The sequence below is a fragment of the Maribacter sp. PR1 genome (assembly GCF_028464145.1).
Lineage (GTDB): Bacteria > Bacteroidota > Bacteroidia > Flavobacteriales > Flavobacteriaceae > Maribacter.
In genome coordinates this window covers 210,487-226,563 of sequence record NZ_JAQPCG010000003.1, presented here as the reverse complement: position 1 = coordinate 226,563, position 16,077 = coordinate 210,487, and the positions used below count along the sequence as shown (strand labels likewise).

Below are 16,077 nucleotides of genomic sequence, written 5' to 3'. Positions count from 1 at the left end.
GAAAATTCCATGAAAATTTCTCTAAAATTAATGCTAACTGCTATTATCCTTCTTTTTTTAACAAATATGAGAGGACAGGAAATGGGTTTTGAAGAGTATAACCCTACTTCTACCTTGGTTGTACCAGGGAAGGAAATAAAGCAAGCCAAGTTTCCTTTTATAGATGTTCACAGTCATCAAAGAGATATGTCAGTTGATAAATTGACCAGCTTGTTACAAGATATGGAAGCCTTGAATGAAGGCATTATGGTAAATTTAAGCGGTGGCTCTGGAGACCAACTCCAAGAGAAATTGGATAACATCAACAAAAGTTTCCCTAATCGTTTTGTCGTTTTTGCAAATGTAGATTTTGAAGGTGTAGATGGACCAGATTGGGGTAAAAGTGCAGCCAATCAATTAGAAAAGGATATTAATAATGGTGCCAAGGGTCTAAAAATATATAAGAGTCTAGGACTTCGCTACAAGGATGCCTCGGGTAAAAGACTTGCCATTGACGACCCCAGATTGGACCCTATCTGGGCCAAATGTGGAGAAATGGGCGTACCCGTTCTGATTCATGCGGCTGACCCAAAATCATTTTGGGATGATATGGATAGTGACAATGAGCGGTGGTTAGAGTTGAAAACACACCCAAGAAGAAAAAGGTCGGCCACAGACCCTGCGCCTTGGGAACAAATCATTCAAGAACAACATAATGTATTTAAAAAACATCCCAACACTAAATTTATCAATGCCCATATGGGGTGGTATGCCAATAATTTGGGTAAGTTAGGAGAATTGTTGGATGAAATTCCTAATATGAATGTAGGTATATCGGCGGTTATCGCAGAGTTAGGTCGACAACCTCAGAATGCCCGAGCATTCTTTCTTAAATATCAAGATAGAATTCTTTTTGGAAAGGATAGCTGGAAACCGGAAGAGTTCCCAACCTACTTTAGGGTTCTGGAAAGTAACGATGAATATTTTCCATACTATAAAAAATATCATGCATTTTGGGCCATGTACGGACTTAATCTTCCTGATGAAGTCCTAAAAAAGGTATATTATAAAAATGCACTGAACTTAATACCGGGCTTAGACCGGTCTTTGTTTGAACAATAATTCTTATGGATTGGTTTTTTGTTCTTTTTGTGGAAGCTTTTCCACGTCTTGAAATATACCACAGGATATTTCCTTTTTAACCAATGATGATGTCATCTTTCGTTTGGTAAGTAGCTCAATTTCCTTATTTAAGAATTGCATATCATTTCTTTTTAGTCATAACGTTTTCAATATTTTTTTGTTGTATTGCTTTCAATATAGTGGGCTTCAAAAAAATAATTCTCCAATAATGTGATTTTTTTGGCACATTACATACCTATTTAAAAAAGAATAAGAGCTCTAATGGGTAATGCAAAGGATTTTGCGGATGTAATACGGAAGCATCAGGGATTAATATACAAAGTCACCTCCATATATACGAATAATGAACAGGATCGTGAAGATCTGTTTCAAGAGATAGTCTATCAGCTTTGGAAATATTTTGACACGTTTAGGAACGAAGCCAAAATAAGCACTTGGATGTATAGGGTTGCGATGAACACGGCAATAACCCATTTAAAAAAATCCAAAAGAAGCCCAAGTTCAGTTCCCTTGCCCGAGTATTTATTGAGTGCCTCTGACACTAAAGATGAAGTTTTTGAGGAGCGCCTAAAATCACTTTACCTGCATATAAAACAACTAAATACTTTGGAAAAGGGTCTGATGTTATTATTGCTAGAAGGCAAGAGCTATAAGGAAATTGCAAGTATTACGGGGCTCAATCCTTCTAATGTGGGCACTAGAATTTCCCGTATTAAACAAAAATTAAAGCAGAACATGACAAATTCATAATATCATGGAACTAGAAGAACTACGAGCAACTTGGTCTGAAATGAGCCAAGAATTGGAAAAACAAAAAAAATTAACGAACGAAATTATATTAAAGATGACACAGGATAGATATAGGAAGAAGTTTAGTAAGCTTAGAAATTTGGAAACTGTAGGAGCTATGATTTGCTATTTATGGGTAGTGTTTTTCCTCTTCAACTTTGGAAAATTAGATACTTGGTATCTCCAAATATGTGGAGTTCTAACCATAGGATTTTTAATTATTCTTCCCACTTTAGTTTTAAAGTCCTTGAAAAAAATACAGAACCTCGATATTCTTAATGGATCATACAAGAAAAACTTGGTGATTTACATTAAAGAAAAAAATAGGTTATTAAAACTACAGCAAATGGGTATATATCTAAGTTATTTGCTTTTGTTCATTTTGGTTCCAGTGTCCACTAAAATAATATCAAATAAGAATATTTTCCTTACAAGCTTTAAACCCTTACAAGTTATTGCACTTGTAGTTGCGCTGATTTTTATGTTTTTCTTTACAAGATGGGGTTATAAAAGTTACAAGAAGATTACAAATTCAGCCGAGGATATATTAAGAGATTTAGATTCTTAGTTTACTCCGTTAATTTCTTTTGAATATAGTTTAAGATCAACATCCAATTCATTTTTAATAGGAGGGAGGCCGTAGGAACGTTATCGTCCTCTATGGCCGATATGATGGCTTCATGCTGGTTGTCGGACTTATTGTAAAAGGAGTCGTCCGCAGTAAAAGCACGTTCATAAAAGAATATCCGAGTCTTGAGGTCTTTTAGAATTTTTAGTGCCAAATCATTTGGATATCCCTTGGTCAATAAATGATGAAACTCCAAATCTGCCTGTATACGGGAAATTGCATCGTGTGCATTTTCAAATACCTCTTGTTGTTGCTTTAAAGCTTCTATTTGATCTTCATCAAAGTCGGAGTTTTCTATGGCCATTACCTCAAGATTGGCCACTAAAGTATATAAGTCCTCGGATTCCTTACCATCGAGTTCGGCTAAGATAAATCCTCGATTGGGAACTGCTTTTATAATATGTGATTGTTGTAATTGGGTAAGAGCCTCCCTAATCGGTGTTACACTAACTCCTAATTCTCTTGATAGAGCCGCTAAATTTATGGTTTTTCCAATTTTTAACTTTCCGGTTTTCATTTCGGAAAGTAGGTAATCCCTAACCTGATCTCTTAGATTTATTTTTGTAATCACGTTGTAAATATAATATATCGTATACGATTTAAACTTACTTTCATATTAATTGTTGTATTAAAGGAATAATTTTTCGTTGAACGGCAACAACATACTTTTGAGAGCTACACTAAAAACATCAATTTTTCGTTTTAACTGTTTAAACCCACAATCCATTAAATATGAAAATTGTAACAAACACATTGAAAAAAATAGCTTTTCTGGCCACTGGCCTATTTTTGGCCTATAGCTGTAGTGATGATGCCGAAACTAATAATGACGTAGTATTGACCCAAACCGATGTTAAGGCTGTTTTAGAAACCGATGATATTACCGGAGGTATTGATGTGGCATTATTTGAGCTGTACAATGCGGCAGGTACAACGAACAAGACACAGAGTAATGAATGCTATAGTGCCCAGTATACCGATACGGGTTATGTCGCTACCTTTAATAATTGTGTTCTAAACGGTACGGAAAATATTAATGGTACATTAACAGTAACCTATAATGCCAATAACGAGCAAGGTTCATTCTCTGCTAGTTATGATGATTTTTATGTTGGAGATATTAAAATTAATGGAACTAGATCATATGTATTAAGTACCGATACAGAAGGGAATTCAGTTTCTTTTGAAATTACCAGTGAGTTGACCGTGGAAATGGCAGATGGCTCAATTATATCAGATGATGGAAATAGATCTTTTACGCTCACTTTTGGCGATTCTGCTGAAACCACAACCTACAGTATAGCGGGTACATGGACCGTAGTTTACGAGGGTAACACCTACAATGTTACTGTAAGCGCTCCATTGACAAGTAGTGTAACTTGTGGCTATATAGCTGAAGGCGATATGACCGTTTCCAAAAACGGGCTTACCGTAAATGTAGATTTTGGTGACAGCACGTGTGACAATGTAGCTATGGTCACTTACCCTAATGGCGTTGAAGAAGAAATTACCCTAAGAGATTAGGATTTAGTTAGGCGCTTAAGCATAAATAGAAAAGGATAAGATTGATTAAATCTTATCCTTTTTTGCTTTATTAATTTTCCGATACTAAAGAGATGGTCTCTTTAGCAGCTACCCAACGAACTTTCTGGTTTACTGGCAAACCAGTAAAAAAAGCAAATTTTCTAGAAGTGGTTGGGGATAGTCTTCTGTGATGTTTCATAACCCCTGATTTTGTCCCGATACCTATCGGGTGATTGTTTTTAATTGATGAATTGATATTCTAATGGGTATGGTGTCTAACCTCTGCCCATTGCACTCTTTTACTGTTCTTAAAAGTTGAAAAGAAAGAATGCCTTCTAATTTCTGTTGGTGTTTGTTTGATAAAAGTTCTCATGACGTTCGTTTTTTAATTGATGATTAATTAACTGATTGATTGATGAATTTTAATTTAATGGGTATGGTTTCTAGCCTCTGCCCATTGCACTCTTTTACTGTTTCTAAAATTGCTGAAGAAAGAGTGTCTTCGTGCTTCCGTTGGTGATTGTTTAATAAAAGTTCTCATGTCTTTATTTTTTAGATTGATGAATAATAATATTGTGTTTATATATAGAAGACGAGAGATGAATACTTTTGTTACAGTACTATGTTATAAAAGGTACTATATATAAATTATTATTCTTTGGAATTTGCCATAAACAATTGTAATACAGTATATTAAAATAATATGTTAAAAATAACTTAAATAAAATAACTAGCGTTTTAATGGAATTGTTGTAGAAAAATGTTATACTTCCAATATGTTATACGATAATTGTAAAACATGAACTATCTTTGGGGAAGTTTAAAGGAAAACTGGGGAATCTTGCTCCGACCTAAAAAATGCATCATTTGGCGGTACTCACTGCAAATATCATTTAGTAATCGTCAAACTAGAACTTCTATTCTTCCTTAATATAAATTGAAACACCACATTAAAATTACGAATGGCAAAATCACAACAAACATTTAACAAAACTGAAAAAGTAAAAAAAAGATTAAAGAAAAGGGAGGAAAAACAGAAGAAGAAAGAGGCGCGTAAACAAGCTGCAAAGGAGAGTGGATCTTCTGGTATACCGCTCGCTTACGTCGACTTTAACGGAAACTTAGTGGACACTCCGCCAGATCCATCTATGAAAGTAGAAATAGAGGCTGAAGATATTGTATTGGGTATTCCTAAAAAAGAGGAAGGGGACGAAGAAGAGTTCGATCCGGTAAGAAAAGGAAAGGTTTCCTTTTTTGATTCTTCCAAAGGATTTGGATTTATAATCGACTCCGAAAATAATGAAAAGTACTTTGTGCATGTTAGTGGCCTTATAGATGAGATTTTTGAAAATGACAAGGTTTCCTTTGAATTGGAAAAGGGCATGAAAGGAATGAATGCCGTTAGGGTGAAGAAAATCTAGTGGTTATTTATTACTAATTAATGACCATAGCCAAACGTAACACCGGTCTTATAATTTTGGCCTTTTTCGCCATCTACGTTATATGGGGGTCAACATATCTACTAAACAAAATCGCTGTTACGGAGCTACCTGCTTTTATGCTGGCAGGAATACGTTTTATTACAGCGGGTTGCCTCATCTTTGTTATAGCGAAGTTTTTAAAAATTTCGTTAGCGGTAACCAAAAAACAATTAGGAAATAGCATTATCGCAGGTTTTCTCTTTCTTACATTTGGTAATGGGGTAGTAGTTTGGGCCCTTAAATATGTCGACAGTGGATTTGCCGCTTTAGAGATATCCGCGCAACCCCTGGTTGTTTTAATACTAATGAGAATACTTCAGGGCAAGCGTATCCAGCCCATGTCCCTAGTTGGGGTGGGTTTAGGTATGATAGGGATTTATCTTTTGGTTAGTCAAAAACAGATTATATCCCAGGAAGGTGCATTATTAGGTATGATTTTAATCTTTGCCTGCATGCTCAGTTGGGCCTACGGAAGCCTTTTTGTTGGTAAAGCTGATCTTCCACCAAACTATTTTGTAAATACAGGGTATCAAATGGTTACCGGTGGTATACTTCTGTTCATAATTAGTAGTGCCATTGGTGAAGAATGGATTTCTCCTTTGCATTGGAGCACACCAGTAAGATGGTCTATGATTCTGCTCGTTTTATTAGGCAGTATAGTCGCCTTTACTGCATTCAACTATCTATTAAAAGTAGTTTCACCAGAAAAAGTAGCGACTTCCTCTTATGTTAACCCTATCATTGCCATGATATTGGGCTGGTACTTTTTAAATGAAACTATAACCGCACAATCTTTAATAGCAGCCGTTATACTTTTAACCGGTGTATATTTTATCAACACCAAGAAAAAATTAACATTATTCTCACGTTTTGCTTCAAAGCAGTAGCGTGTAAGTAACTCAGAATTTATCCCGATTTCTGCAAACTCGATAATATCGGACACCCCATTCGTATCCGTATCCTATTTTCGATTCATTATATAACCATAAAACCGTAAAAATGAAAACGAAAATAAAATTGTACTTAGGTACGATGCTTTTAATTATATCCTACAATCTTCAAGGGCAAGACAGTAATCTTAACTATAGGATTTCTCTTGATGTAGGCCTTACCTTTGCGGGTCCAGTGGGTCCTATGGCCAATTATTTGAGCGAACAGGGATTTGATGCACAAAATGTAGACAGTTGGTTCTTTGGTCCCACAGATTACCCCGTAAAAACACCGGTGGGAGGTAGCCTATCCCTAAACTATTCATGGAGGGTCCGTATGGGGAAGCGGGTAAATATCCAAGTGGGTTCATCAAATCTCGGTAGGGTTTCCGGTTTAAGCAATAGCGGGGCCTCTATTGCCTTTGAATTCAAATCACTTTACGGCGCAATTTTTTATTCATATCAAAAAAATCCCTGGATACTGAAGATTGGGCCGAGTATACTTTTAAATACAATTAATCCCGAATCTTATACCCTTAACCAAATGAATACTAAAGATACCAAGGTAACTCTAGGAGTTTTTGGCGGACTTGGTTTACGACTATGGAGTAGCAAAAGGACTTATGGAAAGTTAAACCTGGATTATATCTATGCCTTACCCAACAAATTAGGTCCATATGATACAAATAGCAATCCAGACAATCTGCCCGAGAAGCATATTAGTTTTAGACATGGAACTTCCAGTTTTACTATTGGCGTTCATCTATAAAACCGGAGTTAATACACAAAGGATTTCAGTTTTACTGGTGTAACGCTACCCAAAGCTAAATGATTTAGATGAACATCACCAATCCGGACACGAATAAGGCGCAAGGTCGGAAAACCCACGGCAGCAGTCATCTTACGTATTTGCCTAAATTTACCTTCAGTGAGTATGATACTTATCCAAGATGTTGGTCTATGCACCCCAATACGAAGTTTAGGGTGGGGTGGAGGCAATTTAGGAGCTTCATGAAGATGATCTACACAACAAGGTTTCGTGGTATATGGTTTCCCAAAAATACCTATAGATACCCCATCTTTGAGTTTTTCGATAGCTTCATGACTAATTTCCCCATCCAACTGCACCCAATATTCCTTTTCGATACCAGTATTATTGACGTGATTCGCTAGTTTTCCATCGGTCGTCATCAATAGTAATCCCTCCGATTTCTCATCCAACCTACCTACTGGCATAGTTCCAGTTGGAAAGTCATAAAGTTCCCCGAGAAATCTTTTTTTCCTCAGCTGTCGTTCCTCTCCCGAGGTTAACTGACTCAGCATTCCAAAGGGCTTATAAATCTTATAATGATGATGGATTATTCTTTGCAATGCTCTCTTTGACAATATGGTTTCATTGGTCGGAAAGATACCCTTTTTATCCCATGGATTAGTATTAGGCGTTTGAAGGTCTTAACTTTGCAACCTGCAAAGAAAAAGGATAACATGCAAGAGACAGTATTTGAACTACAAGAAAAAAAAACGGATAAGGAACTTTATAGCTATCAACAGGGAGCCATCCAACAAATTTTTGAAAAGTTTGATAATGAACGTGACGATTACCATTTACTATACCAATTACCAACGGGCGGGGGTAAAACCGTAATTTTTTCGGAGATAGTCCGCCAATACCTAAAGAATCATTCCAAAAAAGTATTGGTCATGACCCATAGGGTGGAGTTATGTAACCAAACTTCGAAAATGCTCACCAGTTTTGGGGTAGTCAATAAAGTTGTAAACAGCAAAGCCAATTTGGATGACCAAGAAAAGTACAGCTGTTATGTGGCTATGGTCGAAACGTTGAACAATAGGCTAAATGATGACAAACTGGATATATCGGATGTTGGTCTGGTGATTATAGATGAGGCACATTACAATTCTTTTACCAAGCTGTTCAAGTTCTTCGAGAACTCTTTTATTCTTGGGGTAACGGCAACTCCGTTGAGTTCCAACAAGGAAACTCCTATGAACGGGAATTATGATGAATTAATTCCTGGGGAATCCATAGAAAACTTAATTGAAAACGAATTTCTGGCGCGCGCAGAAGTATTTCATTATGATATGGGGCTTACCTCCTTAGAAGTGGGTTCCAATGGGGATTATACCGTAAAATCATCTTCAGACCTTTATACGAGTCCGGCCATGTTAAATAAGCTTCTTGAAGCTTACACCAAACATTCCCAAGGTAAGAAGACCTTAATTTTCAATAACGGTATAGAAACCTCGGTACAAGTATATTATACGTTTAAGAATGCCGGTTTGCCCATAATGCATCTGGACAATACCGCTACTAAAAAACAGCGTAAACAGATTTTAAAGTGGTTTAGGGAAACACCGGATGCTATTCTAACTTCTGTAAGTATTCTTACCACAGGATTTGATGAACCGACTATTGATACGATCATATTAAACAGGGCCACCAAATCCTTGACCTTGTATTATCAGATGATTGGTAGAGGTTCTCGTGTTTTAAACAATAAATCCAAGTTTACGGTTATCGATTTGGGGAACAACCTTTATCGATTTGGACCTTGGGGTGCCGACTTGGATTGGGGAGCTATTTTTAAATCGCCTAATTATTACATGGATCGTATCCGTGATGATGAGGATATTGAGGCAAGCTTTAAACACGATTTATCGGAAGAAATAAAGGAGGAATTTAGCAATTCCGAGGAAACCTACTTCGATATTCGGGAGACCTATAAGCAAGCTACCTTTGCCGGTGAATCTTCAAAAGTAGTTCTGGAACGCTCTATCGCCCAACACGCAAGTATCTGTGTTGAAAACAGTGAAGATGTATATGATGCCTTGGCTTTGGCAAAATTGCTTAAAGAGGACATTGATAACCGTATACAGGTATACGGTAAGTGCATTAGTAAGAGTACCTATAATTTTCTTCACTGGTTGAAAGAAGATTATAAAAAGAAGCTCAACTCCTATCTCCGGGAGAATTTTGATGAGGTTTTTGAAGAAATCCATGGTCATCCGCCTGAGGAATAATTATCTGTCTTCATATATAACAAGCTTTTTTATTACGGCCTTTTCTTTTCCTATTTTTATCTTATGAAAAAGAAAAAAACTGAAATCGCCATAATCGGAGCAGGAATCAGTGGATTGATTGCCGCCATTACACTGGAAAAAGCAGGATATGCGCCCACTATTTATGAAGCGACAGACCGCATAGGTGGTCGTGTAAAAACAGATATTGTGGAAGGATATCAACTAGACCACGGCTTTCAAGTTTTATTGGATGCTTATCCCTTGGCCCAAAAATATTTGCAGTACGAACAGCTGGAATTACAAAAATTCCTTCCGGGAGCACAGGTGTTTCATAAGGGAAAGAGCTCCGTCATCGGTGACCCGCTGCGCAACCTTAGCCTTTTAATTCCTACCGTGACCTCGAATATTGGAACTTTTGGGGATAAGCTAAATGTGTTGAAATTAAATACAGTGCTGAAGAAAAAATCGTTGGAGGCCATTTTTGAGGAGCCCGAAACATCTACGCTGGATTTTTTGAAATCCTTTGGTCTTTCGGAAGAAATTATCACCAAATTTTTCAAGCCTTTCTTTTCCGGTATTTTTTTGGAACCCCATTTAGACACATCTTCCAGAATGTTTCAATTTGTCTATAAAATGTTCGGGGCAGGATTAGCTGTATTGCCCAAAGCGGGTATTGCAGCCATCCCGAATCAACTACAAGATAAATTAAAGGACACGAAATTCGTTTTTAATTCACCGGTGGAAAGCTGTATGAATCAAAAAATCACCTTTTCAAACGGTAAAACAGCATTTTTTGATTATAAAATCATCGCTACCAACGCTTCGCCACTGGTACCTAATTTGCGAAAACAACAATTGAATTGGCATACTTCGGACACTTTATACTTCACAACAATAGTTCGAAAAATTGATAAACCATTGATTGGTTTAATTTCAGATAAAGACGCCTTGATCAATAATATTTTTTACCATACTGCACTGGAAACAAACCAAAATGGAACAGAGGAACTTCTGTCCGTTACCGTTGTAGGGGAACATGATTTAACGGAATATCAACTGATACAAAAAGTGAAGGATGACTTAGAAAAGTTCTGTGGAATTACAACTGTGCGTTACTTAAAACATTATCGTATAAATAAGGCTTTACCCAAGTTATCCGATATTAGATATAGTTTAATGCCTACTGAAACCCGACTCACAGAATCTATTTTTTTAGCGGGTGACTATTTACTTAATGGTTCATTGAATGCTGCCATGATTTCCGGAGAAATGGCGGCAAAGGGCGTTTTAGAAGCTATTGAAAAGACTTAATCATTAGTTGTTCAACCAGTACGTAAATTTTAACGTCAATCCCCAGTTTCTTGTTTCAAAAGGGGTTACAAAATAGTTATTCGTATATACCAAAAATAAATCCGAAGCCGGACTGTAGCGCCATTGAAACCTGGAATTTAGGTTCATATTGCCGGTTTGTTCATTGTACTGGACCAAATTGGCAAAGAAGAGCTTATTGGTAAAAGTGATATCCGCCTCAGCACCAATCAACCAGAATTCGTTGGTGTTCCATGGAGCAGGTAGGTCGATATGGTTGTAGTTTAGATTCGCGCTTAAACTCACATAAGGTTGAAAGCGATACCCCAATTCTGTGGTTAAACTGGTACGGTTCCCATCCTGATAATACCCTCCCAAACGTCCGGCGAAAGAATAGGTAAACAAGCTTTGGGGCTTGGACTGGTATTCCCAACCAAAGGCGTTCCATTGGTGCTTGGTCCCAGTGGCTAAATCCGCAATTCCCAATCGGGTAGGGTCGAAGGGAGAAAGGAGTTCCACATAATCATCGGAAACAAAAAACATCAAACTGCTTCGCTTCCTAAAATCAAAATTATATACCAGATAGGCCAAATGGTCTGTTTCTCTAAGTGCTTCATTAAAGAAATAATTGATATTGAGCTCTGGCCCATGACTCACCAAGGGACCACCCTTTGGAAAAAATAGGTGTCCTAATTTTCCGCTTAACTTTACGTAATTTCTTCTGGGCACGTAACCTACTTCTGCAGTGTAGTCGTTGCTTACCCATTCTTCCTGTAATCGCCAGCTCCATTTTCTACTACTATATTGTAGGTGCGCCCCTTGGGCTATACCCTTACCGTTTTCATCGGGGGCCAGTGATTTTAAGAGAAAGGCTTTCCCGTTCCATAGATTATTGGAGGACGCCAAGTTGTACTCCAAGCCCAAATTCCGATTGTATTTTGCATATTGACTGTTGATGGAATCGTTTTCAGAAGGATAGTTGATGGATTGCTTATTTACGACCATCAGTCCAATATTACTACGCCCGAAAACCTTTCTTTGCAATGAAAGCACACCAAAATTCTGACTGGGCAAACCTGTTTCATCCACAGATGCAGTCTGCATATCCATAAGACCCATACGCCATTTCTCATTCAAGTTACCACTGACGCGGGCACCTGCCTGTATCGGGACACCTAAACCAATACGTCTGGAAAAAAAAGGTCGTATCGTCTCATATCCAAAATTGGCAAACAGGTCTCCGTTCTCTAAAAAAAACTGACGTCGCTCCGGAAAGAAAAGTTCAAATCGGTCCAAGTTGGTCACCTGTCGGTCTACCTCAACTTGTGAAAAATCCGGATTCACGGTAAGGTCCAAATTCAAGGAAGACGTTAGACTAAATTTTATGTCACCACCAATTTTGCCATTGGTCTTGGTGTCTTCATTGGCTTCTAAATTTCTATTGACTTCCCCTAAAACATAGGGTATAATGGAAAAGTTGGTTCCTGGTGCTGGGGGTGGGGCATCCCAAACCAAAGTACCCGTATAGGCCAAGGCAGCTGTTGGAAATTGTCTAGGAATGGGGGTCCAACTCGACTTTTCACTCGACTTTAAATCTAACCGACTAAAATTTATACCCCACTCGGTAACCCCTTCCTCATATCGAATGGATTTAAAAGGGACCGCCATCTCAAAAACCCATTTATCATCATCACGCGTTACTTCGGATATCCATTTACTATCCCAATTCAAATCGATTCTGGAACCATCGTACATCGTACCATCCCATTGTGCCCCGAAAGCATTGGAACCGAATGAAAAACCAGTGGTCTGATTATTGAAAGGGTCTAAAAAGAGTAAAAAGTTATCGTTCTTTCCAAAGGAAAAATCTCTTCTAAGAGATTCTACAAAATAATTGGCTTCCGTGGCATTATAAAAGGTGGCCAATAAATAAAGATTTTTATCGTCATAGGTCATTTTTATGGCAGATTGTTCGCTGGCCAAACCATCGTCCATAGGCAGTACCCTAAAAAAATCGTTTGCTTCATCCGCATCCTCCCAAGCCTTGTCATTACCTATTCCATCTATGATAACGGGATAATTGGTTTTTTTAATGTGTAGCCGATAATCGGCATTCTTCTTTTGTGACGTTAGCGTATTGACACACAAAATAAGGCATAAAAGTGCGTATATGTTGAATTTCATTGAGTATTAAGTTGGCACCGCAACTTACTCAAATTTTTGAAGGATACTTTTCCAATGGACAAAAAAGAAGCTAAAATTCATGTAAACCATCTCCCAAATGATTTCAAGTAGCTTTGAAACAAGAATAGAAGATTTGGGTAGGTGATAGCTACAATGCATTGAAAATGTCTTTCCGAAAAATTCACTAAAACCGATTTTGTTACAGATACTATTTTGGCCATAAGAGCTAAGGATATTCCGTTATTCCATAGAACTTTGTTAGAACAAAAAAAATGTATGAAAGAACAAGCGCTATTAGAGCCCTTTAAAGAAAGAAATCTATCCTTGAGAAACAGGGTAGTAATGGCACCAATGACCCGTAGCCGAGCAACCAATGAGCATAAAAAACCAGAAAAAGGGTTACACGATATTTATTATGAACAAAGAGCTTCGGCCGGACTCATAATTACCGAAGGATCACAAGTATCCGAAGAAGCTGTTGGATACGTCAACACCCCGGGAATTCACACAACAGAACAGGTAGAAGGCTGGAAAAATGTCACTCGGGCCGTTCATGAAAAAAATGGTACCATATTCATTCAGTTATGGCATGTGGGTAGAATGTCCCATCCTGATTTTCATGGTGGAGATTTGCCCTTGGCCCCTTCGGCAATTAATCCGGAGGCACAATCCTATACCCCTGAAGGTTTTAAGGATACGGTAACACCAAAAGCAATGACCAAAGAAGATATAGCCAAAACAATCGAGGATTTCAAAAATGCCGCCCAAAACGCCGTAAAGGCGGGATTTGATGGTATTGAAATCCACTCGTCAAACGGGTACCTTTTTCATCAATTTTTTAATGCAACCTCCAACACAAGAACGGACGAATATGGCGGCAGTATCGAAAATAGAGCACGATTCTTTTTTGAAGTATTGGATGAAGTCAAAAAGGTTATTCCTGAATCAAAAATTGGCGCACGCTTCAATCCGTCTTTAAATGGAATGTTTGGAATGAACATGGATGAGGAAACCATTGCAACTTTTGAGTATATCATTAAAAAATTGGATGATGAATATGACCTTGCTTATATACATCTTTCGGAACCTTTTAATGATGTTTCAGAAATCCCATTTGCGGTTGAAAACATAGCGGAACATTTTAGACCCATGTATAGTGGAACTTTAATGATAAACAGCGGTTTTAACCAAGAATCTGGAAATAAAGTCATCGAAAGCGGAAATGCCGACTTAGTCTCTTTTGGGAAATTGTATGTATCCAACCCCGATTTAGTCGAACGGTTTAAAAATGATTGGGATATGGCCGACTGGGACGAAGACACTTTTTACACTCCAGGTAAGGAGGGTTATATAGACTATGAAACCCACAAGCAAGAAGAATCGGTTCAGTAAAAATTGAATTAATAAATAATAATTAAAAAAAGACAAAATGAATTTTACACGAAATGCGAAAGCACAATGGAAAGGAAGTGGAAAAGAAGGCCATGGTACATTAACGACGGATAGTACCGTACTGGAAAATACCCAATATTCCTTCAATACGAGATTTGAGGATGGAAAAGGTACCAATCCCGAAGAACTCATTGGAGCGGCACACGCAGGATGCTTTGCCATGCAATTGAGTTTTTTGCTCGGGGAAGCGGATTATACACCAAATACGCTCGACGTTAGTGCCAAGGTATCCTTTAAGGATGGCGAGATTGTAAAAGTGACCTTGGACCTAAAAGGTGATGTACCGGAAATTGAAGCTTCGGAATTTAAGAAGATTGCTACAAAGGCAAAGGATGTGTGTCCCATTTCCAAATTATTGGATACTGAAATTGTACTAAATGCCAGTTTAGCATAGAAGCAAAAAACACATTGTAAAGAAAAAGCAGCCTAGATGGCTGCTTTTTTATATCGTAAATACAAAAGTCTATTCGATATGGTCCCTGTTCCGTTCTAAATCCTCATTTCCTGAACCCCCCTGACTATACAATTGATTTTCTTCGTCCTTAACCGTTTTCTTGGTTTTGTCTTTTGGTAGATTCCGTCCCGGAACATCCAAATCCGAACCTGCAAAATCCACATCTTTTTCCCTTTCCTGTAATTGTTGGTCATCACCTTGATCGGTTCTCGAATTTTTTGTTTTTTCGCCCAAGGCGTTCAAATCTTCCTTTGTAATATCTGAATTATAGGGTTTCCCTTTCTTATCACTCATAATTAAATTTTATATCGAGAATATACAAGTTTTTCCATCCCACTATTAATCTAAACCCTAAATAAAAGTGCTGTATTCAGAATAACTGAACCATCCAAAAAAAATGGGTATCGAGCTAATAATTACACCATACAGAGTAAGGTCCGTCCTTGGATCTACCTATCTTACTTTGTGTAAAAAAAGAATACACTATGGAAAATATATTAGTAGCAGGTGCGAATGGTACCACAGGAAAAAAAGTAGTTCATTTATTAAAGGCATCCCAATATTTTAATCCTGTTGCCATGGTTCGTAAGAAAGAACAATTAGCGCAATTTGAAAATGATGGAATAGATACCGTTTTAGGCGATTTAGAGGAAGATCTTACACATACCGTCAAGAACATCGATAAGGTGGTTTTTGCTGCTGGATCGGGAGGAAAAAAAGTGGTAGCTGTAGATCAGGAGGGCGCTAAAAGCTTAATGGACGTCTCCAAAAAAGCGAACGTGAAGAGATTTGTGATGTTAAGTTCTATGGGAGCTGATAATCCCGAAGCTGCGGAAGACCTAAAAGAGTATTTACAAGCAAAACACAATGCGGATGAATACCTCAAACAAAGCGATTTAAATTATATGATTGTCAGGCCCGGGCCTTTAACCAACGAAAATGGTACTGGTACGATAAGCTTAAAAAAACATTTTGAAAAACAAGGTTCCATAAGCCGTGATGACGTTGCGCAAACCTTGGTTCATGCCTTACATGAAAATGCAGGTACCAACGAAACGTTTGAAATTTTGGACGGTGAAACCTTGATTGGAAAAGCTTTGGATTCGGTTTCCTAGATTTTCATTTTCAGAACTAAAAAAATAAAGCAAACAGAAAAAGACAAAATTA

At 37.7% G+C, this 16,077-nt stretch carries 17 protein-coding genes; 12 read left to right on the top strand and 5 right to left on the bottom strand.

Annotated features, from left to right (window positions below; all coding sequences use genetic code 11):
- Nucleotides 1-9: 9 nt before the first annotated feature.
- Entirely contained in the window at nt 10-1,101 is a 1,092-nt protein-coding gene (locus PP182_RS07445) for an amidohydrolase family protein (RefSeq protein WP_272650720.1), read from the top strand.
- 3 nt (nt 1,102-1,104) lie between these two features.
- Here PP182_RS07445 and PP182_RS07440 read toward each other — a convergent pair whose 3' ends face one another.
- Nucleotides 1,105-1,242, bottom strand: a complete 138-nt coding sequence (locus PP182_RS07440; RefSeq protein WP_272650719.1) for a hypothetical protein — start codon at nt 1,240-1,242, stop codon at nt 1,105-1,107.
- A gap of 141 nt (nt 1,243-1,383) precedes the next feature.
- On the opposite strand from PP182_RS07440, the gene PP182_RS07435 reads away from it, so the two are divergent.
- Both PP182_RS07435 and PP182_RS07430 read left to right on the top strand, forming a co-directional pair.
- Nucleotides 1,384-1,872 (top strand): RNA polymerase sigma factor, encoded by a 489-nt coding sequence (locus PP182_RS07435; protein ID WP_272650718.1) that lies wholly within the window; start codon nt 1,384-1,386, stop codon nt 1,870-1,872.
- A gap of 4 nt (nt 1,873-1,876) precedes the next feature.
- Entirely contained in the window at nt 1,877-2,479 is a 603-nt protein-coding gene (locus tag PP182_RS07430; protein ID WP_272650717.1) for a hypothetical protein, read from the top strand.
- 1 nt (nt 2,480) lies between these two features.
- Here the strand turns inward: PP182_RS07430 and PP182_RS07425 are convergent, their stop codons facing one another.
- The gene (locus tag PP182_RS07425) at nt 2,481-3,110 is read right to left on the bottom strand and encodes a GntR family transcriptional regulator (RefSeq protein WP_272650716.1); all 630 of its coding nucleotides are present in this window, start codon (nt 3,108-3,110) and stop codon (nt 2,481-2,483) included.
- 161 nt (nt 3,111-3,271) lie between these two features.
- Here PP182_RS07425 and PP182_RS07420 point away from each other — a divergent pair, with 161 nt between their 5' ends.
- The 4 genes from PP182_RS07420 (at nt 3,272) to PP182_RS07405 (ending at nt 7,242) form a co-directional block, all read left to right on the top strand.
- Nucleotides 3,272-4,063: a hypothetical protein gene (locus PP182_RS07420; RefSeq protein WP_272650715.1), complete on the top strand. Its 792-nt coding sequence runs from the start codon at nt 3,272-3,274 to the stop codon at nt 4,061-4,063.
- Between the two features lie 962 nt (nt 4,064-5,025).
- Nucleotides 5,026-5,484, top strand: a complete 459-nt coding sequence (locus tag PP182_RS07415) for a cold-shock protein (protein WP_272650714.1) — start codon at nt 5,026-5,028, stop codon at nt 5,482-5,484.
- A 20-nt stretch (nt 5,485-5,504) separates the two neighbouring features.
- Nucleotides 5,505-6,431 carry an EamA family transporter gene (locus tag PP182_RS07410; RefSeq protein ID WP_272650713.1) on the top strand — a complete coding sequence of 309 codons (927 nt, stop codon included), beginning with the start codon at nt 5,505-5,507 and terminating at the stop codon, nt 6,429-6,431.
- Between the two features lie 112 nt (nt 6,432-6,543).
- Entirely contained in the window at nt 6,544-7,242 is a 699-nt protein-coding gene (locus PP182_RS07405; RefSeq protein WP_272650712.1) for a hypothetical protein, read from the top strand.
- 8 nt (nt 7,243-7,250) lie between these two features.
- Here PP182_RS07405 and PP182_RS07400 read toward each other — a convergent pair whose 3' ends face one another.
- A complete protein-coding gene (locus PP182_RS07400; RefSeq protein WP_419197725.1) occupies nt 7,251-7,844 on the bottom strand; it encodes a pseudouridine synthase in 594 nt (197 codons plus the stop codon).
- Nucleotides 7,845-7,958: 114 nt separating this feature from the next.
- Here PP182_RS07400 and PP182_RS07395 point away from each other — a divergent pair, with 114 nt between their 5' ends.
- Nucleotides 7,959-9,512, top strand: coding sequence for a DEAD/DEAH box helicase (locus PP182_RS07395; RefSeq protein WP_272650711.1), 1,554 nt, complete (start codon nt 7,959-7,961; stop codon nt 9,510-9,512).
- A 63-nt stretch (nt 9,513-9,575) separates the two neighbouring features.
- Nucleotides 9,576-10,823: an NAD(P)/FAD-dependent oxidoreductase gene (locus tag PP182_RS07390; RefSeq protein ID WP_272650710.1), complete on the top strand. Its 1,248-nt coding sequence runs from the start codon at nt 9,576-9,578 to the stop codon at nt 10,821-10,823.
- A gap of 3 nt (nt 10,824-10,826) precedes the next feature.
- Here PP182_RS07390 and PP182_RS07385 read toward each other — a convergent pair whose 3' ends face one another.
- Complete coding sequence (locus tag PP182_RS07385; RefSeq protein ID WP_272650709.1) at nt 10,827-13,004, bottom strand: DUF5916 domain-containing protein; 2,178 nt, start codon at nt 13,002-13,004, stop codon at nt 10,827-10,829.
- Nucleotides 13,005-13,280: 276 nt separating this feature from the next.
- On the opposite strand from PP182_RS07385, the gene PP182_RS07380 reads away from it, so the two are divergent.
- Together PP182_RS07380 and PP182_RS07375 are read left to right on the top strand one after the other, a co-directional pair.
- Nucleotides 13,281-14,396 (top strand): alkene reductase, encoded by a 1,116-nt coding sequence (locus tag PP182_RS07380; RefSeq protein ID WP_272650708.1) that lies wholly within the window; start codon nt 13,281-13,283, stop codon nt 14,394-14,396.
- Nucleotides 14,397-14,433: 37 nt separating this feature from the next.
- A complete protein-coding gene (locus PP182_RS07375; protein ID WP_272650707.1) occupies nt 14,434-14,850 on the top strand; it encodes an OsmC family protein in 417 nt (138 codons plus the stop codon).
- A gap of 69 nt (nt 14,851-14,919) precedes the next feature.
- On the opposite strand, the gene PP182_RS07370 is transcribed toward PP182_RS07375, so the two are convergent.
- Nucleotides 14,920-15,204: a hypothetical protein gene (locus tag PP182_RS07370; protein WP_272650706.1), complete on the bottom strand. Its 285-nt coding sequence runs from the start codon at nt 15,202-15,204 to the stop codon at nt 14,920-14,922.
- Between the two features lie 191 nt (nt 15,205-15,395).
- Between PP182_RS07370 and PP182_RS07365 the strand changes: the two genes are divergently transcribed.
- On the top strand, nt 15,396-16,025 hold the full coding sequence (locus PP182_RS07365) for an SDR family oxidoreductase (RefSeq protein ID WP_272650705.1): 630 nt from the start codon (nt 15,396-15,398) through the stop codon (nt 16,023-16,025).
- Nucleotides 16,026-16,077 lie beyond the last annotated feature (52 nt).